A 24,901-nucleotide genomic window follows, 5' to 3' on the forward strand; every position below is an offset into this window, starting at 1 on the left:
GAGAGGAGTGCTTGAGAAGAGTTACTTTGAGATTTGATTTTTTGAGAAAACATAGCAGTGGCTGTTTTACCACTACCAATTGCTTCGACTATAGAGAAATTACTCCCTTTTTGTCTTCGTATCTGCATACATGAATCTACTTTTTTATGCATTTTCCCTTAGCTTTTGATTAAAGGATATTTTATTTAAAATACCACTATATAAAACTCAATATAGTTATTGTAGCCATATAATATTTTAGAGTAAACCTTGATTTAGCTTAACTAGTGAAATTTTTTGAAAGGGAAGAATTTAAAAGATTGTTAATTATCTGCGATCAGCATAAATTTTTGCTTGAGCAGCTGATAATCTTGCTATAGGAACTCTAAAAGGAGAGCAAGATACATAGTCAAGATCCAAATCATGACAGAAACCAACAGAGTATGGTTCACCACCATGCTCGCCACATATACCCATTTTAGCATTTGGGTTAACAGCTTTGACACCTTCTTTAGCTATTTCCATTAGTTTACCTACACCTTTGGGATCTAGTCTAGCAAATGGATCGAAGCTTAAAATACCCTTTTCAAGGTAGTCTTTAATGAATTTATTAGCATCGTCTCTACTAAAGCCAAAAGTCATCTGAGTTAAATCATTTGTACCGAATGAGAAGAACTCACTGCCAGCTTCAGCAAGCAGGCCTGCACCAATAGCTCCACGAGGAGTTTCTAGCATTACCCCAACTTTATAGTCGATATCTATTTTTTCACGTTTAAGAATTGTGTTAGCAACTTCTCTAACTATACCGCTTAGTAATTTGAACTCTCCAAGAGTGCTAACTAATGGAATCATAAGCTCAGGTTTAACTTCAATTCCCATACGTTTGCTTGATATTGCCGCATAGATGATAGCTTTAGTTTGCATCTCGATGATTTCTGGATATGTCACAGCGAGTCTACAGCCTCTATGACCCATCATAGGATTCATTTCATTTAAAGCTTCTATACGAGCTTCTAACTCACTGTAGCTAATATTAAATTCGCGGGCTAGGTCATCAATCTCATCAACTTCATGAGGTAAAAATTCATGTAGAGGAGGATCTATAAATCTGATAGTTACAGCTAGATTATCCATAGCTTCAAAAAGCTCTTCAAAGTCTTGTTGCTGTACTGGAAGCAACTTATCCAAAGCCTTTTGTCTTTCTTTTTTATCTTTAGCTAAGATCATTTGTCTAACATAAGATATGCGATCCTCTTCAAAAAACATGTGTTCTGTACGGCATAGTCCGATACCTTCAGCACCATACGCTCTAGCAACAGAAGCATCTTTGAATGTATCAGCATTACATCTAACACGAAGCTTACGAACATTGTCAACAAATTTCATAAACTCTTCAAAGTCTTGAGTAACTTCAGGATCAACAGTTTTGATAATACCTCTGTATACAGTACCTTTTGTACCGTCAAGAGATAAATAATCACCCTCAGAGAAAACTTGACCTCTCTCAAAAGTAATAGTTTTTTTATCTTCATCGATTCTAGCTGCTTCTAATCCAGATACGCAACATTTACCCATTCCACGAGCTACTACAGCAGCGTGAGATGTCATACCACCACGTAGAGTTAAGATACCATTACAAGCATTCATACCTGCTATATCTTCAGGAGAAGTTTCAACTCTAACTAGGATAGTTTTTTCCTCACCACGAGCTTTAGCTGCTAGCAAAGATTCAACATCAAAATATATTCTACCACTTGCAGCACCTGGTGAAGCACCTAGTGCAGAACCAAGAGGGCGCTTAGAAGCAAGAGCTTTTTCATCAAATTTAGGATGTAGTAGTTGCTCTAGCAAGTGAGGTTCAACCATCATCACAGCCTCTTCGTTTGTGATTAGGCCTTCTTTAGCCATATCAACAGCTATTTTCAAAGCTGCTTTTGCAGTTCTTTTACCGTTTCTTGTTTGCAGCATGAAAAGCTTACCATCTTCGATAGTGAACTCCATATCCTGCATATCTTTGTAGACATTTTCTAAATTTTTAGCAATTTTTACAAAGTCATTAAATACTTCTGGCATTTTGTCTTTCAAAGTTGAAATATGTGCAGGAGTTCTGGTACCTGCAACTACATCTTCACCTTGAGCATTGATCAAATATTCACCAAAAAGTTCATTCTCTCCAGTGGAAGGGTTTCTTGTAAAAGCAACACCTGTACCAGAGTTATTTCCAGAGTTACCATAGACCATTTCTTGGACATTAACAGCCGTACCCCAGTTATTCGAGATATTATTGATTTCTCTGTATATGATGGCTCTTTCAGCATTCCAAGATCTAAATACAGCCTCTACAGCTGCTAGAAGTTGTTCAACAGGATCTGTCGGGAATTCTTTACCAACTAGATCTTTGTAGACTTTCTTATATTCTGCAACAATATCTTTATAGTCTTGAGCACTTAGATCGCAGTCATTTTTGACATTTCTCTTTTCTTTTTTATCATCAAGTATTTTATCGAAAGGTTTTTTCTCACAGTCCATAACAACATCTGCAAACATCATTATGAATCTTCTGTAGCTGTCATAAACAAACTGCTCGTTATTTGTCTTTGCTACCATAGCTCTTGCAACTTCATCATTTAGACCAAGGTTTAGAACTGTGTCCATCATACCTGGCATAGAAACTCTAGCACCAGAACGCACGGATACAAGTAGTGGATTACTTCCTCCACCAAAAGTTTTGCCTGTTCTTTTTTCTAAATCTGCAACATTTGCAAAAATTTGTTCTTTAACCTGATCATTTAGTTTTTGACGGTCATCATAGTATTTTAGGCATGCTTCTGTAGTTACTGTAAAGCCATCTGGTACAGGCAATCCACTATTAAGCATCTCACTAAGATTAGCTCCTTTACCACCTAACAAATCACGCATAGACTTATTACCTTCGCTAAAGGCATAGACAAATTTCGACATAAAAACTCCTCTCAAGTTTTTCATAAAATTAATTTGAAACTAAGCATACTCTCAAGTATACCTAATCTTCATCATAGCACATTTGCTGAGCTAGGTTAAAGATTTTTTGTGATGTATTTAAAAAACTTTTAGAAATTCAGTAATGGACTATTAAACAGATAAAAGTTTTTGTCTATAGAACTTTAACTCAGAAATAGACTCTCTAATGTCATCTAGAGCTTGGTGTGTAGATTTTTTATAGAAGCTCTCGCCATCCCCCCAATATTCATTGAGAAGCTTTAAGCTTGTAACATCAAGCATTCTATAATGGCAATAGTCATCTATATCAGGCATATATTTTGCTAAGAATCTTCTATCCTGCCATATTGAATTACCACATAGAGGAGAACTTTGATAAGGGACATATTGCTTTATAAAATCTAAGGTTTTTCGCTCAGCTTCTTTTAATGAAGTCTTACTATCTCTTACTCTCTGAGTTAGACCTGTTTCTCCATGAACCTTTATACACCACTCATTCATTGTATTTAGAATTTCATCTGATTGATGGATTGCTATTGGCTCTGCTTCTGCAATGATATTTAGGTCTTTATCTGTAATAATTGTAGCTATTTCAATAATTGCGCAACTATCAACATCTAACCCCGTCATTTCAAGGTCAATCCAGATCAAGTTATCTGTAGATTGCATTTACTTAATCCTTTACTCTTGATACATAGGTCGAAGTTCTAGTGTCAACTTTTATGATTTCACCAGTTTGTACAAAAAGAGGCACTCTAACTACCGCACCAGTAGATAGTGTTGCTGGTTTGCCACCTGTGCCTGCAGTATCACCTTTAAGACCAGGATCTGTCTCAATAATTTCTAAGTTAACAAAGTTCGGAGGGATGATGGAGATGGGTTGGCCATTAAAAAGAATTACTTGATATTCATCTTGATCCTTGAGCCATTTTTTTGTTTCACCAAGAGCATCTTGAGAAACCATATATTGCTCAAAAGTTTCTGGATGCATAAAGACATAGCACTCACCATCAAAGTATGAGTAAACAGCAGATAATTCTTCAACATCTGCAGCCTCAACAGATTCGCCAGATTTAAAAGTTTTTTCAACTACTCTGTCATTTAATAGGTTTTTTAGTTTAACCCTATTAAATGCCTGTCCTTTACCCGGTTTTACAAATTCATTTTCAATAATAACCATTGGGTTGCCATCGATTAAAACTTTCAGGCCACCCTTAAACTCATTAGTACTATAACTAGCCATTTTTAAATCCTTATTTAGTTTAGTAAGATTCTAATTCCAACATTCTTGAGGAGTCTTATTTACAATACCCCCATCAACTTCAAGTTCTATATTTCTGCATGGAGTATCAGCTGTTTGTGAATTCTGAGCAATTGCCGTTAATACATAGCTAACTTCTGGGCACTCCGGCTCACCAGAGCAGTATGTAAGGCGATAGTAATTATTTTGAGTATTTTCATGATAAAAGCTACTTATCGTACTACCAGAAGGAAAAGACCCAAAACGGATTTCAAAATTATCAGCCGCACTAGCTGCTGAAAGCAGCTCAGAGGTTGCTTCAGTTCGGTGATTTCTCAGTATATAGTTGTTATACATTGGTATGCCAATTGATGCGAGAATTGCTATTATCGCGATTACAACCATCAACTCAACTAATGAAAATCCTTTTTTTTTATTATTTATTGGCATATCAACACTACTCTAATATATTTGAGGTTCGCCATTTGGTCTAGTTCTATAGCGACGATGTTGCCATAAGTATTGCTCTGGATATTTTCTTATAGCATCCTCTAAAAACTTATTTGTTATTTCAGCATCTTTATACGCATCTCCTGTGAACTCTAGAGGTTCACCTGTAACAATTTTATATTTTTTTAGGCACTTTTCCCTAACATAATATACAGGTAACACTACAGAGTCTGTTTTTTCAGCTAACCATGGAGTTACTGTCAAAGTTGAACATAAAGTTCCAAAAAATGGAGCAAAAATAGAGTTTTCAAGTCCAGTGCTTTCTAAGCCAAAGTCTTGATCTGGAGCGTACCACATAGAGTAGCCTCTTTTTAAGCTTTTAATGACACTTATTAAGTTTTTACTATCTAGACATCTATAGATATTTTTTTCACGGTATTTTTTGATTAGCTCTTCAAGAAGATCATTGGTGTTCTTTTGGTACATAACTGTAAGAGGGGGATGATTTTCTGCTACATGACGTCCAACTATTTCTATACAGTGAAAGTGAAAACCTAGGAATATAACATTTGTATTCGGGTTTTCATGATATCTTTTAAAAATCTCTAATGAGTTTTCTTCCCATTCAAACTCTATTTTACTGAACCTTTTTTTTGATAAAAACCAAGCAGCAGTAGTTTCAGCTCCTGATAAAACCATTGAGTAATAACTTTTATTAACTAGTTTATTTATTTCTTTCAAAGACTTTTCTGGGAACGCAATCTTGAGATTCTCTCTTGCAATTTCATTCCTACCTTTTAAGAATGGTTTAATAACAATACCAATAGCAAGCACTATATATTTATGAGTGAAAAGAGGTAACTTGGAGCCAAAGTTCATTATACCTACAATAACCCAAATACCCCAGTTCTTCGGTTTAAGCTTGTTACTATTCATCAGTATCTTTAAATTAATATCTTAAACCTATTTTAACATACACTTTTTTAATCATAAACATTAATAAATCTTTTCTTCTCCTGGAGGTCTTGTCTTATAGCGACGATGTTGCCATAGATACTGCTCAGGATGTTTTTTTATGATATCTTCAAGAATTTTATTTGTCAGCTTTGCATCTTCAAAGTCATCACCAGTAAATGTGATTGGGTCACCTGTTATAATACTGTAGCCAGAGAAATTTGGCTTTCTGATATAGTATGCAGGGATTACTGTTGAGCCAGTCTTTTTTGCTAACCACGGTGTTACAGTTAGAGTGGTGCAAAGTTTACCAAAAAATGGAGCAAAAACCACATGCTCCTTAAAGTCTTGATCTGGTGCATACCACATTGATACTTTTCTCTTCAAACTCTTTATGACAGAAATAATATTTTTCCTTTGGAAGCATTCAGTTACATATCTCTTTCGGGAAGAGGTGATTATGTGTTCCATTAGGGGATTTTTGTGATATTGGTACATTACGGTAAATGGACTATAGTGTTCACCAATATATCTACCAGCTATTTCAAGACAATGGAAGTGAAAACCCAGTACTAGCAATGTTTTATCTTTATCATAATGAATTTGATCAAATGTTTTTAGGTCATTGTCAAAAGGAATTTTGTTAAAGTTTTTTTTAGACATAAACCAGGATATTAGACTTTCAAACCCTGCCATACTTGCAGATTTGTAACTCTCATTAGCCAGCTTCTCTATCTCTTGATCCGATTTGTCGGGGAATGCGATTTTAAGATTTGTTATAGCAATCTGTTGACGTTTTTTTAATAGAGGTTTTGCCAAAAAACCTATACCTAACGCAATTCGCATTAACACACTGTAAGGAAGTGTGTTTACTAAAACCTTAGCAATCCAGATTATAATCCATAAACCCCAATATTTTGGTTTAAGTAGAGATTTATCCATATTACTTTTTATGAGTAGCTTGGTAATGTCTTGTAATAATCCACTGTTGTAAGATACTAATTACGTTGTTAGTTAACCAGTATAGTACTAGACCAGATGGGAATGAAGCAAATAAGAATGTAAATATCACAGGTAAGAACATCATTATCTTAGCTTGCATAGGATCTGCAGGAGCTGGTGATAGTTTTTGCTGTAAGAACATTGATATACCCATAAGTATAGGTAATACAAAGTAAGGATCTTTCATTGATAAGTCATGAATCCAGAAGATAAAAGGAGCTTGTCTTAACTCTACGGATTCTAGCAATACCCAGTACAGTGAAATGAATATTGGGATTTGTATAAGCATTGGTAAACAACCACTTAGAGGGTTTACCTTCTCTTCTTTATACATTTCCATCATTTTCTTACCTAGAGCCTGACGATCATCTTTATATGTTTCTTGTAAGCGTTTGATTCTAGGTTGTAACATTCTCATTTTTGCCATAGAGCGATAACTCTTAGCAGAAAGAGGATAGAATATGAGCTTAATCAGGCAGGTTACAAGGATAATAGCTAAGCCCCAGTTACCTACTAGTGAATGTATGTGATTCATCACCCAGAAAATTATTTCTGAGAAGAATGATAACATTCCGTAATCTAGAGTTTTTTCTAGGTTAGGAGCTAAATCCACTAAGTTGGCTTTAATAATTGGTCCACTATATAGTACTGAGTCTATATTTTCTGATTGACCAGGTGCGATCGAAAGTCCAGTGTAAGCACCTGCTTCAAATACATCATTATTTAGGTTTTTATAGTAAATTTTTGAGTCATTTGATTGTGGAATCCAAGCGCTCATAAAGTAATGTTGTATGAAAGCAACCCAACCTAGACCTTGACTACTTATAACCGTTGGCTGACCGTTAGTTTTTGAAATGTCTTTGAAAGATTCTTTTCTGAAAGAGTCATTAGCTGTTGAGTAAGCGACACCAGTAAAAGTATAGCTGTGAGCATTTAATAGGCTAAAGCTATCGCCCGCTGGATTAAAGTCTCTAGCTAATGAGTCATCAATAATAACATTTACAGGTGCTGAAGTTGTATTTTTAATATTCTGAGATACAGATATATTGTATTTAGCATCATCAAAAGTATATGTTCTAGTTATTTCTAACCCATCAACATTTCCAGTAAGAGTTAGTACCTGTTTTCCATTTTCTTTTTTGATTCCCTGGCTTTCAAAATTGACATCAGTAGGCTTTTTGTTGATAACAATAGTACTTTTGGCAATATATTCTGAACCTTGCTTATTTGTAAGCAGAGACATTGGGGTTTTATCATCAAGACTAATGCTATAATCTTCTAATGATGCTGAAATAATAGCACCATCAAGTAAGCTGACCTTAAGATTTTTGAATACATCTGTGTTAATAGTTACGCTTTTAGCATCATCATATTTTGAGAAACTTGTAGTTTTCGTTAATGATGCTTTTGCATCAGATGTTGACACGTTCGTTGTGGCAGGAGTATCACTATTATAGTGACTATTGTCTTGTTGAGTTTGAGTCGTTTGTGATTGACTGCTTTTTGATGGGAAAGTTTGCTCCCATCTACCCATCAATGAGATAAGCATTATAGCTATCGTGACTAATAGTAGTATTCTTATATGATTAGCTTTCATTGTTTATTATTAACCTTTTTATTTTTACAAGGAACCGGATCGTAGTAGTCTCTTTTTGCAAACGGGTGACATCTTAAGAGCCTACGGGTACTTAAATATAATCCCTTTAGTATACCATGAGTTTTTAGAGCTTCTAGAGCATATTCTGAACAAGTAGGATAATATCTGCATCTAGCAGGTATAAAGGGGCTTATACAATAGCGGTATAAATTGATTAGAGCTATAAAAGGAACTAGTGTAATTCTTTTAAAAAATTTTCGAAATTTTTTATCGAGTGCCACAATTCTTCCTTAGTCGCTTGAGCAGCTGGTTTTTTACTTAAAACTATCAAGCATTTGTGTTCTAAGATATCTTTGTGTAAACGAAAAGATTCTTTAATAAGTCTTCTACAAAGATTTCTTTTAGTAGCCTTTTTGATGCTTTTTTTTGGTAAGATTGCACAAATACCTGGCTCTTTATGAGTTCTGTGACTTAAAAGGAATGTGAAATGTAGTGTGCTGAGTTTTTTATCTACATTACCAAAGGCTTGTTTAATCTCACTTTTATCGAGTATATTTTGCTTTGTTAGGCAAAAGTTACGCTGCAAGCTTTGCTCTACCTTTAGCTCTTCTGTTTCTAATAACTTTTCTTCCGCTTAATGTTTTCATGCGAGCACGGAAGCCATGAGTTCTTTTTCTTTTTAAGTTTGAAGGTTGGAATGTTCTTTTCATTTTAATTTCCTCTTTAAAATTCTAATCTTTATTTAATACATTACAGAAATAGTTTCGGTATTCTATAGAAAAAACCTTAGTTAGTCAAATACTAATTGCTAGAGTTGGAGCATGGTATTAGATTCATCTCTGATAATTGTTTCCAAGATTTATCAGGACAGTTTTTAGGTTTTTCAGAGGGGAAGCAGTAACCTTGCCACCCTCTATAGTTTTCAACCTCTAAACATTTTTTGAACTTTTTGACGCTGAGGTATGCAGGTGTCCAAGTTGCGGAGTTTGAGCCAACTAGTTGTTCTTGTTGCTTAGGTTGGTCTATGGCTGGTATGTTACCCTCTTTAGCTTCCTTACTTAAAGGAGATGGTGTAGCATTCATTGCCATAGGTGTTGCATGATCATTGGGTTTGACTGAGTTAGCTTCCGTTAGGGCAGGATTAACGTTAACATTGGAGCCACTACTAGCTAAGCTGTTGTCTATTGTGGCATTTGCAGAAAAACCAATAGAAACATACAGCGCAGCCACAAAGAAAGTACATATTTTTTTCATTTTCTTATAACAAGTATGTCAATTTATATAACCCATATAATATTTATTTTCTTTCCAGTATTCAAGTTAATGATTCTTGCTATGATATAATTCGTACAAAATTTACAAGGTTTTTTATTTTATGCAAGATTTGTATCATGTAATTGGTTATCCGGTTAAACATAGTTTATCTCCCAAAATTCAGATGGAATTGGCTGAGCAATATCATCAAGATATACTTTTTACAGCTGTTGAAATTAAGCCAGAGAATCTAGAAACAAAGATTCAAGAGTTCCGTGATAATTCTCAAATTAAAGGGTTAAGTGTAACTGTACCACATAAGGAAAAAGTATACGATCTGGCAGATGATGCAGATGATACTGCTAAGGCTGTTAAAGCTGCTAGTAATGTTGTTTTTACCAAAGATCGTAAAATGATAGCTCTAAACTATGATGGTTTGGGTATAGTTAATGATATTAAGAATAACTACAAAATAGGTTTTGTAGGTAAAAAGGTTCTTGTTGTAGGTGCTGGAGGAGCTGCCAAAGCAGTTATTGCAGCAGTTATCAAAGAGTTCCCATTATCTGTGAGTATTACTAATAGAACCAAAGTAAAGGCAGATGCAGTAAAAGGTCTATTCGGGCTAGATGATAAAATAGATGTGATTGATTTTGATGATATCAAAGAATCATTTGATATCGTGATTAATTCAACATCATCAAGTATTTATGGTGAATTGCTTCCTTTACAGAAAACAAATTTTAATAGAAACGCATTTGCTTATGATTTGATGTATAGTTCAGATGGTGGGACTATTTTTACAAAATGGTGCGAAGATAACGGTATTAAGGCTGCAGATGGTAAAGGAATGTTAAAAGAGCTTAGTCTTGCAGTATTTAAGTATTGGCGAGGATTATGACTAATGTAGTCATTGTGCTAAAATATTTCTATGTAGTATCTACTAGCATAACTGCTTCTGAAGGTTAAGTTGAAAAAAAAGATATTATTCCTTGGAGTCGGTGGTATTGGAGTTTCAGCGCTGGCTATTGCAGCTAAAAGGTTAGGTGCAGATGTTGCTGGTTATGATAGTGTACCGAATAAGCTAACTGCTAAGTTAGAATCTTCAGGTATTTCAATATTTTCAAGTCCCACTAGTATTGATGTTTCAGTCTATGATACTGTAGTATACTCAAGTGCAATTCTTGATAGCCATCCATTGTTGTCAAAGGCACGTGCTTTAGGGGTGCAGTGTTTACAAAGAGCCATGTTTTTAGCGTTATTAATGAAAGATTTTAGGTATAGTATCGCAGTCACAGGAACTCATGGTAAGACTACAACATCAAGTATTTTAGCTACATTGCTATGTAAGCTTGATATAACTAGTAGTTTTGTTGTTGGTGGTGTAGTTAAATATGCTGACTCTAATATTCAGGTTAATGGTACCGACAGATTAGTTATAGAAGCAGATGAAAGTGATGCTTCATTTTTATATCTAAACCCAAATGTCGCAATAGTTACGAATATTGATCTTGATCATATGTCGACATATAAAAATAGCTATGACAACTTACTTGAGAACTTTGCAAATTTTTTGATGAAAGAAAGTATCGAAAATATATATTTGTGTGTTGATGATTGTGGCTGCAATGATTTGCTAGAGAAGTATCGTTCGCAAGTAATAGGAAATATTGTATCTTATGGGTTTGCTACAAACGCAAGCGCTCAAATATATGACTACAGGGTAAATGGAAGCTTAACCTCGTTCTCTATTAAATATAAGTCTAGCAAATATGATTTTAAATTAGAGTTGCCTGGCAAATATAATGTTCAAAATGCTGCAGCATGTGTAATAACATGTCTAGACTTGGGGTTTAGATATGAGGATATTTATAAAGCATTAATTACTGTGAAAGGTGTTGTGAGAAGATTTGATATATATACTAAGCGAATATTGGGTTATGAGACTCCTGTTGTTGATGATTATGGACACCATCCTGTAGAAGTTGTAAGTAGCATTGGAGCTGTGAGAGATAGGTATCCGGATAAAAAAATAATACATGTCTTTCAGCCACATAGATATACGCGTAATAGGGATTTGTTAACGGACTGGTCAAAAGCCTTATCTTTAGCCGATCAGCTAATAATACTTCCAACATATTCAGCGGGAGAGCAGGTTATACAGGGAGCTGAGAGCCAAGATCTTATCAGAAATATCCCCAAAGCGCTTATGGCTGATAGTTTTGATCATGTGCTTTCTCTCTTAGAGAAGCTTGTGGATGATAATACGGTTGTGCTAATTCAAGGAGCGGGAGATATTACAAATTTGGTGGGTATGATAGGTGAATAGTATAGAAAAAGGAACTCTTTATGTTGTATCAACGCCTATTGGTAATTTACAAGATATAACTTACAGAGCTATGAACATTCTGAGTGATGTTGATGTGATTCTAGCAGAAGATACACGAATGACAGCTAAACTATTGGCTAGCCTTAATATTCGTGGTAATCAGAAGTTAATTTCTTGCCATGATTTTAATGAAGGGTCACGAGTTGAGTATGTCAAAGAGCTTTTAGGTAATGATAATAGCATAGCTTTGGTAAGTGATGCAGGTACACCATTAATTTCAGATCCTGGTTATAAAATAGTTGCGAGCTTACGCAAGGACGGTTATAAAGTAATTCCAATACCAGGTGTTAGTGCTGTTATCACAGCACTATCTGCTGCAGGCATACCGTCTGATAGTTTTATGTTTAAAGGATTTTTGTCAGCAAAACAAGCTAAAAGGCAGCAGCAAATCCGTGACTTCCAACAAGCAAATACAACAGTAGTAATATATGAGTCTGTACATAGAATTACATATCTTTTGAATGATTTGTTGGAGATAATGCCTCATAATAATATCGTTGTTGCTAAGGAACTTACTAAGCAGTTTGAAAAATTTGTTGGTGGTTCAGTAGAAGAGGTGCATAAGTTTTTTAAGGATAATCAAGATGTCGTAAGAGGTGAGTTTGTCGTTATTATTGATTGTAATAATGGCGAAGTTGACGAGCAAAACAATTTAAAAGTTGATATCGATGACCTATTAAAAGATTTGCTTGAATATATTCCTGTCAAAAAAGCAGTGAAGCTGGTAGTTAAACTAACTGGTGCAAAAAAGAACGATATATACGAAAGGGCATTAGTCATAAAAAAAGAAGTAACTGGTTAGTTTATTTACTAGTTTTGAATCTCTGTATTTGTACTCTTAGCATATTGACTCTGAATATTCTTAGGGAGCTGGCTTTCAAAGCCTTTTAAAAAAGAGTCTTTATCTTGCTGGTTTTCTAGATTAGCGCTATAGAATGCGCCCATGATATAACTAAACTCAGCGACTTGTTGTTTTGAAAGGGTATATTTTTTGTTATTTAAACCTGCTTTCATGCCACTAATAAATGATTTTTCATCTAGAGTTGATGGATTATGGTTTTTGGGTATTTTAAACAAATTAAAACCTAAGCTATAGCTAAATTGATCTTTGCTGATATCTTTAGGAAGAGCTTGAGTATTGCTTTTCAGTATTTCTCTGAGTTTTGTGTTTTCTATAAGCTTAAATTTTGGTTTAGCGCTATTATAATGATCAGATATTCCAGCTATAACTGCTTGTGGATTGTATAGATCACTTTTCGGTTTGGGAGTAAACAGGAAGCCTTTTTTAAGGCTACTTTCACCAGTTCTATACCCCATCGAGAAACTAACTTCTTCTGTATCATAATCTTTTAAGTAAATACTATCTTGATTATTTATTTTATCTCTTAGACCTTTATAGAACTCCTCTAAAGAGTATTTTTTATACGTACCACAGATGTTTTTATCTTTGAGCTCTTTTGCAAGACTGACAGCGTTATTGAAATAATTTTGAGAGCTTGTATTTTCTATTTGTGAGCTGATACCTAAGGAGACGCTTAGTATACAAATTAGATATATATATAAATTTTTAAGAATTTTGGTTAGCATAAATTCAAAAACACATTTGTGCTAATAGATTGTTTTGTTGCTATACTATAAATATAAAACTATAAAAATAAAATATTATGCTACAGCGCGTGTTTTATACTTTAGGTCAGATGTTTAAATGGCGAAAAGCTCTTAGGCTATCAGATACTAATCATTTGGAGACTATAATAAATTTAACTCCTGAGATGCTAGTTAAGAATCAAGTAAAATATCTTGCTTTAGATTTTGATGGAGTTTTAGCAAGTCACGGTAAGCCTGAAATGCATCCTGAAGTTATGGGTTGGCTTACGAAATTTGTTGCTAAATTTTCAGAAGATAGAGTTTTTATTCTTTCTAATAAGCCTACTCAAGAACGACTAAAATATTTTGACAAACATTTTCCTCAGATAAGATTTATATCTGGTGTTGCAAAAAAACCTTATCCAGATGGACTTAATAAAATACTAGAATTGGTTGGTTGCCAGCCTGGTGAGTTAGCGCTTGTTGATGATAGGTTGTTAACAGGATGTCTTGCTTGCTTGATAGCAGGTTGTTATCCGATACTGGTAACTACTCCCTATGTTGATAGAGATAATTACACAAAAGAAGAGAGATTCTTTGGTTTTCTTCGCTATTGCGAGCAAAAAATATTTCCACCTAAACCGTAATCACTAGTATTTTGTTTGATTATTACTTAATATTATATTAGTAGCTTTAAATTAAAATTTACTTATGACAAAAAGAATTTTCTGGTTGGCTTCAATGCTCTTTTGGGGTGTTGGGTTTTCTAATCCTACCTTTACTCAAACTTTTTTTGATGACCATGATTACTCGACTGAAGGAAACTTTGCGGTCAAGAATCATGGCTATCGAAATGATGCGAAAATAAAAATATATAATCATGATTTTAGTAAGGATGATTCAGAAAATTATAATTGTGCTTTTACCAGCTCTGGAGAAGTAAGGTGCGGAGATTATCAGATTAAAACTCCTAAACTTAAAGACAAAGATATGGCTAAAAAGATATCTCGACATTATAAAAAACTTCAGGATGTCAAAGGTGTGAGTAAGGGTGATGACTTTAACTGTGCCCTTGATGATAATAACGATGTTTACTGTTGGGGTGATAATAAGAGAGGACAGCTAGGAAGTGATACTGGTGCGAAAAAAGTTAAAAAGCCTCTAAGAGTAGACATAGATAATAGTATTAACTTCAAGAAGGTGTATACAAAAGCTCACTATGCGTGCGCTTTAGATGAAGAGGGTCATGCATATTGTTGGGGTGATGGAAGTAATGGTGAGGTTGGTAATGGTAAAAAAGGTCTTTTTGATAAACCACAGAAAGTCCAGACAGATATCGAATTTAGCAGATTAAGCATGGCGACTACTTATACCTGTGGTATTGAAAAAGATACAAATGATCTATATTGTTGGGGTAAAAGTCAAAATGGTCAAAAAAATCTTGATTCAACTGTACCTGTAAAAATGTAGCCACAAATGCCTCACGATACAAAGCGATTTCTTACAAATTCTAAAAGTTCTAAGATACTTACTGAAATTATTAATCAACTTGAAGATTGTGAAGAGTTTGTTATAAGTGTTGCTTTTGTGACTTTAGGTGGGGTTATTTGTATTTTAGAGACTTTGCGTCAATTAAACACTCAAGGGGTAAAGGGCAAAGTCTTAACAGGATGTTATCTGAATTTTACAGAACCTAAAGCTCTTGAGAAGCTCATGGAGTTTGATAACATCGAGCTAAAAGTTCTTAGTGATGATAACTTCCATGCCAAAGGTTTCTTTTTTCGTAATAAGGATAGTTGGCGAATAATTCTTGGTAGCTCAAACCTTACTCAGTCAGCACTTACAGTAAATAATGAATGGAATCTGCTTTTTGAAACTTCTAATAATGACTCAACAACGAAGCAAATTTTAGCAGAATTTGATTATCTTTTTGCTAAAGCAGAGTATGCTAGAGATATCATTCAGGAATATAGTCAAATATATCAACAAATAAGTAGTGATATTGCTAGCTATAGGTTTATCGACACTAAAATATCTCCCAATAAGGTTCAACAAGATGCACTTCAGAATTTAGATCGATTAAGACAGCAAAGCAAAAATAAAGCATTAATAATTAGTGCCACTGGGACTGGAAAAACTTTTTTGAGTGCCTTTGATGTAGCAAAAGTAAAGCCGAAAAGGTGTTTGTTTATAGTACATCGTACAAATATCGCAATAAAGTCAAAAGAGACTTTTGAAAAAGTAGTAAAAGATAAAACACTTGGTTTGTATACAGGAGAAGTTAAAGATCCTGCAGATTATCTATTTGCTACGGTACAAACGCTAAAAAATCCTAAAACATTAGCAAGCTTTGAGACAAATGAGTTTGACTATATTATAGTTGATGAAGTTCATCATGCAGAAGCACAAAGTTATAAAAAAGTTTTATCACACTTTAAGCCAAAATTTTTACTTGGGATGACTGCTACTCCAGAGCGGAGTGATAATGCTGATATCTTTAAGCTTTTTGATTATAACATTGCTTATGAAATTAGGCTTCATAAGGCATTAGAATATAATTTTCTTTGTCCATTTCACTATTTTGCTATAGAGGATTTTTATTTAGAATCAGAACAGGTTTTTGCGAAAGATTTTTCTAAATTAATTAGTGACCAACGGGTTGAGCATATTATTGATAAGGCTAATTTTTATGGTTATAGTGGCAAATCGCGATCAGCTTTAATGTTTGTTAGTAATGTTGATGAGGCAGTACAGCTTGCGACTAAGCTCAGTCAAAGAGGTATCAAAGCTAAAGCTTTATCAAGTCAAGACTCAGAGCGTATAAGACAAGAAACTATTGGTGAACTTGAGAGTGGGTTACTTGAGATTATTGTTACAGTAGATATTTTTAATGAGGGTATTGATATTCCATGTGTTAATCAGGTTATCCTTCTAAGGCCTACTCAAAGCGCTATAGTCTATATACAGCAATTAGGGCGTGGACTGCGTAAGTATAAGTCTAAAGACTTTGTTGTGATTTTGGACTTTATCGCAAATTATAATAACAATTTTCTCATTCCTGTGGCATTAAGTGGAGATAATAGTTATGACAAGGACGAGCTTAAAAAGTTTGTAGTCTCACCAAATAATTATTTAGCTGGTGAAAGCACAGTTACCTTTAGTAATATTGCTAAGGAAATAATCTATAAAAATATTCAAAGGACAAACTTCTCGCAACTAAAAAATATAAAAAAAGATTATGTTCAGTTAAAGAAAGAACTAGGTAGAATTCCTAGATTAGTAGACTTTCAGGAATATAACTTTATCTCACCAGAGGTTATTCTATCGACTAAAGATACTTACTATGATATTTTGCAAGCTTTTAAAGAAAGTGTAGTGAGTTTAAATCAACGACAATACAATATTATAAAGTTTATTTCTAAGGAGTTTACTCCTGCAAAAAGGCTTTATGAAATTTTAATTTTAGAGGAGCTTTTGAAATCCAAAACTATTAATAAAGCTTATTTAGAAGCAGTGTTACGTGATAGTTTAGATGATTTTGATATTATAAGTTTTGCAAATGCACTAGAGCATTTGTCTCTAAAAATATTTACAGTAAATGCCGGTAGAGCAGATTATGAGCCTCTAATATCTGTGGATGGACAAGAGATTAGGCTACTGATATCAGATATTATTGATGAAAGCGGATTCTTGTATGAGCAAGTTAAAGATTTAATAGACTATAATAAAAAAGTTTTTTTTGAAAAATATAGTCTCAATAAGTCTCATGGATTATCGTTATATGCAAAATACTCTAAAAAAGAAATTGCCCATCTATTTAATCAAGATTATGCCAATGGAGGAGTTAATCTTGCTGGATATAGATCTTTTGAAGATAAAGTACTACTGTTTATGACATTTGATGAGAATAAAAAAATTGATACATATGATAATAAGTTTCTCTCAAAACAGACCTTTTCATATTACTCAAAAAAAGGTAAGACTCTTGGTGATCGTTTAGAAAGTGCTCTTAGCCAAAATCGATATGAAAGCTATGTTTTTGCACGAGTAAACAAAGATAATAGTTATATTTATCTTGGTATAGTTGCCAAGTGTCTAGTTGCTAAAGAAATAATGGCTGAAAAAAAGTTTGTTGAATATATCTTTGAATTAGAAAAGCCTTTAACAAAAGAAATCTGGCAGTATTTTAAGGCTGTTTATAAAACCAAGATTTGATGCTTAATTAAATGATTTTTTATTTTTGTTTGTTATAATGGAAATTGAAGGAAGAACAAATTTGGAGAATCCTAATGGCATACAAAAAAGTTTTATTAGCTGTGAATGTTTATGAAAATGCAGACATCGTTATTAACTCTGCAGTAGACTTCGCTAAAAAGAATAATACAGAAGTTTTAAAGGTTGTTACAGTTATTGATTGTGTAGCTCCATTTGCACCATCTATAGTTGATTTTCAACACTCTATAGAGCAAGAAGCAAAAGAAGCTTTAGATAAGCTTGTAGCTAAGATTTCAGGTATCAAGGTTGAGCATGAAGTACTTGTTGGTAACCCTGCAGTTGAAATCGTTGATTATGCTGAAGAGAGCAGCTGTGATGTGATAGTTTTAGGTTCTCATGCAACTCATGGTATAAATTTACTTCTAGGTTCAGTAGCGAATGCTGTTCTACATAAAGCAAAATGTGACGTGCTAACTGTAAGAGTTAGTGAGAATGAAAAAGAAGCAAGTAAAGCGCATAACTATCAAAGACTTCTTGTACCTACTGATCTTGAAAATGACTCATGTTCCGTTGTTGAAAAGGCAAAAGATGTTGCAAAGCTGTATGGTTCAAAAATTGATACTGCGTTTGTTATACCAAATGATAGTATCTCTTTGATGACATATGAAACAGAGAAGGTTGAGCATGCAATAGAGAAGTTTGCAGATAAAAATGGTATCACTGGAGAGAAGTCTGTGATGATTGGTGGTATCGCTAACAGTTTATTAGAAAAAGCAGCTGAAAATAAAAATGATTTGATAGTTGTGGGAAGTCACAGAAGAAGTGCTATTGGTAGATTTTTCTTAGGCTCTACAGCAAATAGTATCTTACATGAAGCTAATGTTGATGTCTTAGTTGTAAGACTTAAGTAATTACCGTTTTTCTCTTTTTTCATAATAATTAAATTCTAAAAAAACTCATAAAAAGACTCAAAAAAGTGTATTTGTTTTGAAAAATATATTTAAATAAAAGAATCGGACAAAAAAATAAATACTTTTTATGAAAAAATTATTAGTACTTTTAGCAAGCTCAGCAGAGTGGTATGAGTTTACTGTATATTCATTCTGTGCGGGATATATTGGTGCAGCATTTTTCCCAGGTGATCATTTTATAAAATTTTTAGCTGCCTTCGGGGCATTTGCTGCAGGATTTTTAGCGAGACCTCTAGGAGGAATAATATTTGGCTATATTGGGGACAAAAAAAGTCGCTCTACAGCTTTAGCATTAGCGGCATTTTTTATGGGGGTACCTACTGTTGGGATGGCACTATTACCACCGTATGCAACTATAGGTATTTTGGCTCCTTTACTTTTAGTTGCTTTTAGAATTTTACAAGGTATAGCCATAGGTGGTCAGTATAGCGGTTCAGTTGTTATTCTTGTCGAAGCTGAGTCAACTCTATTTGGTAAAGCTAAAGCTGGTGTAAATGTTATAACTAGTGCTTTTGGAGGGATATTGTTAGCGATTGTAACTTTCCAAGTTATTAGATATCTAATTCCAGATGAGACTATGGCAAATGGTGGTTGGCGGATACTTTTTGGTATAGCAATTATATTGGTTGTTCTGTCGTTTTTCATTAAGCATAGTGGTGATGAAAAAGAGCCTGAAAAATCAAATGTGAGTCTAACTAAAGTGATACTCAAAAATTATAAAAGCTTAATATATATGATTTTATTATGCTTTCCTGGTGCAGTTGTTGCATATTTCCAGATTACAATTCTGCCTAATATCATTAAGAAAATATTAGGTCATGCAGATGTTAATGTCGCAGTATTGACAACTATTAGTATTATTATGTTTATCGTTACATGTAATATTGCTGCTAGACTTACTAAGTATTTTAAAATAAAAACGATTACTGCATTTGGTCTTGTTTTGATGCTTATATTGTCATTACCAATGTATGCGCTATATAAGGCTAATAGTGACTTATTGATAGTCTTCTTTGTGACTATGGGAGCAATATTTGGAATATTCTATGGTAATATCATGGTGTTGTTTACAGAGTGCTTGCCTAGAGAGATTCGTTACACTGGATTTGCTTTAGCTTATAATATTGGTTTTGGTGTGTTTGGTGGTTTATTGCCATTCTTATGTTTCTTCTTAGCTTACTCTATATCTGATTATATGGCTGTGGGCATGATTTGTATAAGTGCGCTTGTTGGTTTGATAACGCTATATAAATTCGAGCCAGAAAATCTTGAAAAGTCTATAATAAACGATAACTAGTACTCAAAGAGTTTCTTTAAGGTAGTTGCTAATGAGTTATTATTTTTTGAGTGAAAACTGCTTTATTTACAATATCAGTAATAAATTATCTTTAGATTATAATCTCAAAATTTTAAATATCTATAAGTCTTTTATTAGAGATAGAGCATTTTGTCAAAAGTTTGGTATTTATGATATTGTTCCATCTTATAATTCAATAGCGTTTCATTTTGATTATAAAGATTTTGATTGCTTGCAGGAAGCTATTCTAGCCAAAACGGAATCTATAGATTTTAGTGCCATTATTGATTCAAAAACACATTATATAGCGGTTGACTACAGTGGTGAGGATTTACCCAAAATATCTGAGATTTTAGGAATAGAAATATCTGAGATTATAAAAAGACATACTCAGGTTGAATACCATATTGCGATGTTAGGTTTTAAGCCATATTTTCCATATCTACTTGGTTTAGACAAAAGTTTAAGTGCACCTCGCTTAGCAACACCACGAAATAGAATACCTGCTGGATCTGTTGCAATTGGAGGTTCTCAAACAACTATTTTTCCTGAGCAGTCACCGAGTGGTTGGAATATTATAGGAGTATCTAATTTTAGAGATTTCTCTAACTTTAGTGCTGGTGATAAGATAATTTTTAGGGAGAAGTGATGCTTTTGATAAACTGTGATTTAGGAGAGAGGGGTGTTGCTCATCCTATTGATGATAAGTTAGTTGAATATATAGATATTGCTAATATTGCTTGTGGTGGTCATGCAGGTAATAAAGAAAGCGTTGATTACTATGTGAATCTATGTCGAGATCACAATGTCAAAATTACAGCACATATTTCCTACCCAGATAAAGAAAACTTTGGTAGAAAGGTAATAAGCATTGATAATGATATTTTATGTTCATCTTTTGATGAGCAGTTTGCACTTTTTGATAAAGATATCAAGGCTGTTAAACCGCATGGAGCCTTATATAATGAGCTAAATGTTAATCAAGAGCTAGCAAAAGTTTTTATAGACTGGTGTATTAAAAATGATATTCAAGAGTTGGTTGTTAGCCCTTTTGGTATAGTTGCTGAGTATGCCAAAGAAAATGGTATAAAAATTGTTAAAGAGAGTTTTGCAGAGAGAGGCTACATGCTTGATAGCGTTAATAACCCTATGCTAATACCACGAGGCCAACCAAATGCTGAAATACATAATGTAATGGAGGCAGTTGGTCAATATAATCAGCTTAAACAAGGATTTATTAAGATAGATGATCAAGATATCTTATTTGAGTCACAAACTGTATGTATACATTCTGATAGTAAGATAGCTTTAGAGTTAGCACAACAGATGTACGATATTAGAGGCTAAAATTATGGAGAATATCTTTTCGACTAAAGGAGGGTTACTTTTTCCAATTTCATTGCGGGAATATGGTAAGCAAGATAAAGGAGTATCTCCTAAAGGGGCTCAAGATCAATTAAGCTTTATGACAGCTTATAATATCTTTAACCAACCTACAGATTTTCAAGCTATTGAAATGATTTATCCCAGCGAGATTGTAGCTACTGATGATATATTGGTTTATTTATGTGGGGCTAGCTATCCAAATACTTTTATTGATGAAAATACCTGTGCAAACTATAATCAAGTTTTTGAGCTTAATAGAGGTCAAAAGTTAGAGTTTAAAGGTTCAAAAAAAGGCTTTCGCACAATAGTTTTTGCCGTAAAAAAACAATCTCAAACTATTGGGTTAGTTCGCAAACAGAGATCGTTAGAATTAGAAGATTATATAAGTCAAAATTATCGTCATAGCTTCATAAGGGTAATCAAGGGACCTGAGTGTGATATTTTAAAAGATTGTGCTTTTTTTGAGAGTAGTTGGACTATTTCAACAAACTCAAGTCAGATGGGGCTACCTTTAGATGGAGTTTTTCTTGATACACAAAAAATTGAAATGATATCCCAGCCTGTAACAGATGGTACAATACAGCTAGCCCCAAGTGGTCCGATAGTATTGTTACGACACCGACAAACAGTGGGGGGATATCCGCGGATTGCAACTGTTATTGAAGCAGATATTAATAAATTATCACAGTATGCTCCTGGATCTAAGGTAAGGTTTAAGTTGGTTAGTTTAGAAGAGGCTTGTGAAGTAAATAATATTCTCAAAGACCTTATTAGTAAGGTATAAACTGATATAGTAACCTTTAAAGACTCTATATTTAAGTATATTATTCTTAGAGAAATCAAAAAATGTAAGGTACTGTGCTCGTGATAAAAAAAATATTCCCGAAACAAGTGGGTGTCTATAAAGCAACAATTATACTAAGTATTCTTTTTGGCTATGTATATAATATCCCACTTATTATAAAATTTTTCCAAGATGTTGCTCAAGATAGTACATTTAGTTTGTGGTTTGTAATTAGCTGTTTTGCAGTTTGTTTCTTAGCTTTTTTTCTGATTTTTAATCTGATTAATTTTCGTTATATATTTAAGCCATTAATGATTGTTTTGATTGCAATTGGAGCAATTGTTTTTTACTCGGAGATGTTCTTGGGAATTACTTTTACCTATGGTGTGGTAGAGAGTATTTTTGATACAAATACACATGAGGCACTATCCTATTTATCTATTGGGAGTGTTGCTAGTTTTATATTTTTTGGTGTTTTACCAATTGTTATACTTCTCAGAGTTAAAATAGTATATCCAAAATTTAGTAAAAGCGCTTTGATTAGAATCGCTAATATCATAGGGACTTTAATATTAGTTGTAATGATTTTAATTACAAATGTAAAAACTATTTTCCCATTCTTTAGAAATCATAATGAATTAGGAGATTATCCTAATCCAATAATTTACGTAGGTATCACTTCAGCAATTATTGCAGAGAAGTTTATTCCACCTTTACCGTACCAGCCAATTGGTGATGGTGCAAAAGAAGTTAGAAATACTGATAAGCCAAATCTAATGGTATTTGTCTTAGGCGAGACAGCGAGAATGCAGAATTATCAGTATAATGGATATGATAGAGACACAAATCCTTATACTAAAAATCTTGGAGTTATTGCGTTACAAGATGTAGCATCATGTGGTACTTATACGGCATTGTCAGTACCTTGTATGCTATCTAATATGCCAAGAGTTGACTACAATGCAAGGCAAGCTGCTGCTAGAGATAATGTCTTAGATATTATGAAAAAAGCAGGTTTAGATGTCACTTGGTATAATAATAATGGTTATGATTGTAGATATACTGGGGTATGTAAGCGAATAGAAAATATCTATATAAATACTAGTGACTGTAAGGGTAATAGTGCAGGTGGATTTTGTCATGACTCAGTGTTACTAAAAGAGCTAAAAGAGAATCTTGCAAAAAATGATGATGGTAAAAGTAAGGTAATTGTTTTACATCTAGTTGGAAGTCATGGACCAACTTATTATCAGCGTTATCCTGCAGAGTTCAAGAAATTTACTCCAACATGTGACCAGGGTGATATAAATGCATGTAGCAGAGAAAAACTAGTAAATACTTATGACAATACTATACGTTATACTGACTATATATTATCAAAAGTTATTGATACTTTAGATAGCAAAGAAGTAACTACTAAATATGACAGTGCAATGGTCTACATATCTGATCATGGAGAGTCTTTAGGAGAGGACGGCTTATACCTTCATGCTGCACCTTATGGTATAGCTCCACTATATCAAAAAAGAGTGCCGTGGATTATGTGGTTCTCTAAAGATTTTTTAAAAGATAATAAGCTTAATAAAGCTTGTTTAGTTAAAGAAGCTAAGAGGGAAGACACTTTCTCTCAAGACAATGTTTTTGACTCATTCTTAGGACTTATGAATATCAAGACAGCTGCATATAGTCCAAAACTAGATATTTTTGCAAATTGTCGAAACGCTGGGTAGATTAGATGTTAAATAAGCCTAAATATACGCTTTTTAAAAATACTTCATATGCACTAAATGGCTTAGTAGATATTTTTAAAAATGAAAAATCTTTTCGTCTTCAGTTACTCCTTTTTATAATTTTGACAGTGACTATTTGGGTACTGCCTTTTAGTATAGTTTCAAAGTTTGTTTTACAGATTGTATCAATGTTGCCAATTTATGCAGAGATTATAAATAGTGCTATTGAAAGGGTAGTTGATTTAGTGACAACTGACTATCATATATTAGCAAAGCAAGCTAAAGATGCAGGTTCTGCTTTGGTTTTTGTATCTTTTGTAATAGAGCTAATTGTTTGGATTATGATTATTTATTTGAATTTTTTGATTGGTAATTATTAGTACTTAATTTTATCAAGGTAGTCAGAAATTTCTTTATTCATTTCCTCATTATTTTTTTGTATGTTTTTTTGAGTTTCTAGAGCAAATGTTTTGTTTTCAGGTCTCATTGCATTGTATAGAAATTCGGGTTCAATTATAAAAGGCTTTGTAATCGACATTTTATCCATAGAAGGTATATTAACTGTGAAATAAAGTTTTATATGATTTTTATTATCATTTACTACTTTTGCTATTATATTTGCAGAGATTTTGTATTCTTGGTTTACTAGCAAATATTGTTGTTTATGATCTGAAAATACTTGTTTTACTGGAGTGACTTTTGTTTCTTCTATTTGCATCTGTTTATTAATTACTGAAGTTCCAGTTTTGGTTATACTATTGACTTTATCCTGTCCATGATGATCATCAGCTACTTTAGATTGAATTTCAATCATTTTTTCTAATACATTTTTTCTAAATTTTTCAGCCTCTTCTGTGGTAAATGCCATACATGTCCCAGAATTATCTTTAGCGTAGCATCCATTTTGTTTGTCTACCAGGATAAATAATTCTCTAGTGTTATCATAATATAGTTGATACTTAGGGAATTCAGGACCGTGACCTAAGTAAACAAATTTATCATCAGATAATGAGCGACAAGAGCATAAGCCTAAAGATATAATTATAAGTATTAAATAACTGTATATTCTTAACATAAAATTCTCCATAAA

26 protein-coding genes are annotated in these 24,901 nt (G+C 33.4%); 13 read left to right on the plus strand and 13 right to left on the minus strand.

Annotation, left to right across the window (positions count from 1 at the left end; translation table 11 throughout):
• Positions 1 to 306 precede the first annotated feature (306 nt).
• From ppdK to F3D59_RS00570, 11 genes are all read right to left on the minus strand, one after another.
• Positions 307 to 2,940 carry a pyruvate, phosphate dikinase gene (ppdK, locus tag F3D59_RS00520; protein ID WP_150463389.1) on the minus strand — a complete coding sequence of 878 codons (2,634 nt, stop codon included), beginning with the start codon at positions 2,938 to 2,940 and terminating at the stop codon, positions 307 to 309.
• 150 nt (positions 2,941 to 3,090) lie between these two features.
• Positions 3,091 to 3,627 (minus strand): oligoribonuclease, encoded by a 537-nt coding sequence (orn, locus tag F3D59_RS00525; protein WP_150463390.1) that lies wholly within the window; start codon positions 3,625 to 3,627, stop codon positions 3,091 to 3,093.
• A 4-nt stretch (positions 3,628 to 3,631) separates the two neighbouring features.
• Positions 3,632 to 4,201 carry an elongation factor P gene (gene efp / locus F3D59_RS00530; RefSeq protein ID WP_013921845.1) on the minus strand — a complete coding sequence of 190 codons (570 nt, stop codon included), beginning with the start codon at positions 4,199 to 4,201 and terminating at the stop codon, positions 3,632 to 3,634.
• A gap of 30 nt (positions 4,202 to 4,231) precedes the next feature.
• The gene (locus F3D59_RS00535) at positions 4,232 to 4,648 is read right to left on the minus strand and encodes a type IV pilin protein (RefSeq protein ID WP_013921846.1); all 417 of its coding nucleotides are present in this window, start codon (positions 4,646 to 4,648) and stop codon (positions 4,232 to 4,234) included.
• A 12-nt stretch (positions 4,649 to 4,660) separates the two neighbouring features.
• On the minus strand, positions 4,661 to 5,584 hold the full coding sequence (locus F3D59_RS00540) for a lysophospholipid acyltransferase family protein (RefSeq protein WP_150463391.1): 924 nt from the start codon (positions 5,582 to 5,584) through the stop codon (positions 4,661 to 4,663).
• 60 nt (positions 5,585 to 5,644) lie between these two features.
• Positions 5,645 to 6,544, minus strand: a complete 900-nt coding sequence (locus F3D59_RS00545) for a lysophospholipid acyltransferase family protein (protein WP_150463392.1) — start codon at positions 6,542 to 6,544, stop codon at positions 5,645 to 5,647.
• Between the two features lies 1 nt (position 6,545).
• Entirely contained in the window at positions 6,546 to 8,201 is a 1,656-nt protein-coding gene (gene yidC / locus F3D59_RS00550; protein WP_150463393.1) for a membrane protein insertase YidC, read from the minus strand.
• Positions 8,198 to 8,482 (minus strand): membrane protein insertion efficiency factor YidD, encoded by a 285-nt coding sequence (yidD, locus tag F3D59_RS00555; protein WP_013921850.1) that lies wholly within the window; start codon positions 8,480 to 8,482, stop codon positions 8,198 to 8,200. Before yidD ends, yidC begins: the two co-directional genes overlap by 4 nt.
• The gene (gene rnpA / locus F3D59_RS00560) at positions 8,434 to 8,787 is read right to left on the minus strand and encodes a ribonuclease P protein component (protein ID WP_146421596.1); all 354 of its coding nucleotides are present in this window, start codon (positions 8,785 to 8,787) and stop codon (positions 8,434 to 8,436) included. The genes yidD and rnpA overlap by 49 nt, the downstream gene beginning before the upstream one ends.
• The gene (gene rpmH, locus F3D59_RS00565) at positions 8,777 to 8,911 is read right to left on the minus strand and encodes a 50S ribosomal protein L34 (protein WP_003014180.1); all 135 of its coding nucleotides are present in this window, start codon (positions 8,909 to 8,911) and stop codon (positions 8,777 to 8,779) included. Before rpmH ends, rnpA begins: the two co-directional genes overlap by 11 nt.
• Before the next feature lie 91 nt (positions 8,912 to 9,002).
• Positions 9,003 to 9,455: a hypothetical protein gene (locus tag F3D59_RS00570; RefSeq protein WP_150463394.1), complete on the minus strand. Its 453-nt coding sequence runs from the start codon at positions 9,453 to 9,455 to the stop codon at positions 9,003 to 9,005.
• A gap of 121 nt (positions 9,456 to 9,576) precedes the next feature.
• Here F3D59_RS00570 and F3D59_RS00575 point away from each other — a divergent pair, with 121 nt between their 5' ends.
• The 3 genes from F3D59_RS00575 (at position 9,577) to rsmI (ending at position 12,643) form a co-directional block, all read left to right on the plus strand.
• Positions 9,577 to 10,353, plus strand: a complete 777-nt coding sequence (locus F3D59_RS00575) for a shikimate dehydrogenase family protein (RefSeq protein ID WP_150463395.1) — start codon at positions 9,577 to 9,579, stop codon at positions 10,351 to 10,353.
• 69 nt (positions 10,354 to 10,422) lie between these two features.
• Positions 10,423 to 11,781, plus strand: a complete 1,359-nt coding sequence (murC, locus tag F3D59_RS00580) for a UDP-N-acetylmuramate--L-alanine ligase (RefSeq protein WP_150463396.1) — start codon at positions 10,423 to 10,425, stop codon at positions 11,779 to 11,781.
• Positions 11,774 to 12,643 carry a 16S rRNA (cytidine(1402)-2'-O)-methyltransferase gene (rsmI, locus tag F3D59_RS00585; RefSeq protein WP_150463397.1) on the plus strand — a complete coding sequence of 290 codons (870 nt, stop codon included), beginning with the start codon at positions 11,774 to 11,776 and terminating at the stop codon, positions 12,641 to 12,643. Before murC ends, rsmI begins: the two co-directional genes overlap by 8 nt.
• Positions 12,644 to 12,651: 8 nt before the next feature.
• Here the strand turns inward: rsmI and F3D59_RS00590 are convergent, their stop codons facing one another.
• A complete protein-coding gene (locus F3D59_RS00590; RefSeq protein WP_150463398.1) occupies positions 12,652 to 13,428 on the minus strand; it encodes a hypothetical protein in 777 nt (258 codons plus the stop codon).
• A gap of 77 nt (positions 13,429 to 13,505) precedes the next feature.
• Here F3D59_RS00590 and F3D59_RS00595 point away from each other — a divergent pair, with 77 nt between their 5' ends.
• The 10 genes from F3D59_RS00595 to F3D59_RS00640 all read left to right on the plus strand — a co-directional run bounded on the left by F3D59_RS00595 (position 13,506) and on the right by F3D59_RS00640 (position 24,191).
• Positions 13,506 to 14,075 carry a YqeG family HAD IIIA-type phosphatase gene (locus tag F3D59_RS00595; RefSeq protein WP_150463399.1) on the plus strand — a complete coding sequence of 190 codons (570 nt, stop codon included), beginning with the start codon at positions 13,506 to 13,508 and terminating at the stop codon, positions 14,073 to 14,075.
• A gap of 64 nt (positions 14,076 to 14,139) precedes the next feature.
• On the plus strand, positions 14,140 to 14,898 hold the full coding sequence (locus F3D59_RS00600) for an RCC1 domain-containing protein (protein WP_150463400.1): 759 nt from the start codon (positions 14,140 to 14,142) through the stop codon (positions 14,896 to 14,898).
• Positions 14,899 to 14,904: 6 nt separating this feature from the next.
• A complete protein-coding gene (locus F3D59_RS00605; RefSeq protein ID WP_150463401.1) occupies positions 14,905 to 17,643 on the plus strand; it encodes a DUF3427 domain-containing protein in 2,739 nt (912 codons plus the stop codon).
• 74 nt (positions 17,644 to 17,717) lie between these two features.
• A complete protein-coding gene (locus F3D59_RS00610; RefSeq protein WP_146421605.1) occupies positions 17,718 to 18,554 on the plus strand; it encodes a universal stress protein in 837 nt (278 codons plus the stop codon).
• Between the two features lie 127 nt (positions 18,555 to 18,681).
• Complete coding sequence (locus tag F3D59_RS00615; RefSeq protein WP_150463402.1) at positions 18,682 to 19,911, plus strand: MFS transporter; 1,230 nt, start codon at positions 18,682 to 18,684, stop codon at positions 19,909 to 19,911.
• 31 nt (positions 19,912 to 19,942) lie between these two features.
• Positions 19,943 to 20,560 (plus strand): 5-oxoprolinase subunit B family protein, encoded by a 618-nt coding sequence (locus F3D59_RS00620; RefSeq protein WP_150463403.1) that lies wholly within the window; start codon positions 19,943 to 19,945, stop codon positions 20,558 to 20,560.
• On the plus strand, positions 20,560 to 21,258 hold the full coding sequence (locus F3D59_RS00625; RefSeq protein WP_150463404.1) for a 5-oxoprolinase subunit PxpA: 699 nt from the start codon (positions 20,560 to 20,562) through the stop codon (positions 21,256 to 21,258). Before F3D59_RS00620 ends, F3D59_RS00625 begins: the two co-directional genes overlap by 1 nt.
• A gap of 4 nt (positions 21,259 to 21,262) precedes the next feature.
• Entirely contained in the window at positions 21,263 to 22,081 is an 819-nt protein-coding gene (locus F3D59_RS00630; protein ID WP_150463405.1) for a hydrolase, read from the plus strand.
• An 80-nt stretch (positions 22,082 to 22,161) separates the two neighbouring features.
• On the plus strand, positions 22,162 to 23,811 hold the full coding sequence (locus F3D59_RS00635) for a phosphoethanolamine transferase (RefSeq protein ID WP_150463406.1): 1,650 nt from the start codon (positions 22,162 to 22,164) through the stop codon (positions 23,809 to 23,811).
• A 5-nt stretch (positions 23,812 to 23,816) separates the two neighbouring features.
• Positions 23,817 to 24,191, plus strand: coding sequence for a diacylglycerol kinase (locus tag F3D59_RS00640; protein WP_150463407.1), 375 nt, complete (start codon positions 23,817 to 23,819; stop codon positions 24,189 to 24,191).
• Here the strand turns inward: F3D59_RS00640 and F3D59_RS00645 are convergent.
• Positions 24,188 to 24,886 (minus strand): hypothetical protein, encoded by a 699-nt coding sequence (locus F3D59_RS00645; RefSeq protein WP_012280171.1) that lies wholly within the window; start codon positions 24,884 to 24,886, stop codon positions 24,188 to 24,190. The two genes, F3D59_RS00640 and F3D59_RS00645, sit on opposite strands and share 4 nt — an antisense overlap.
• Between the last annotated feature and the right edge of the window lie 15 nt (positions 24,887 to 24,901).

This window comes from Francisella sp. XLW-1, from assembly GCF_008711455.1.
GTDB classification, from domain to species: Bacteria; Pseudomonadota; Gammaproteobacteria; order Francisellales; family Francisellaceae; genus Francisella; species Francisella salimarina.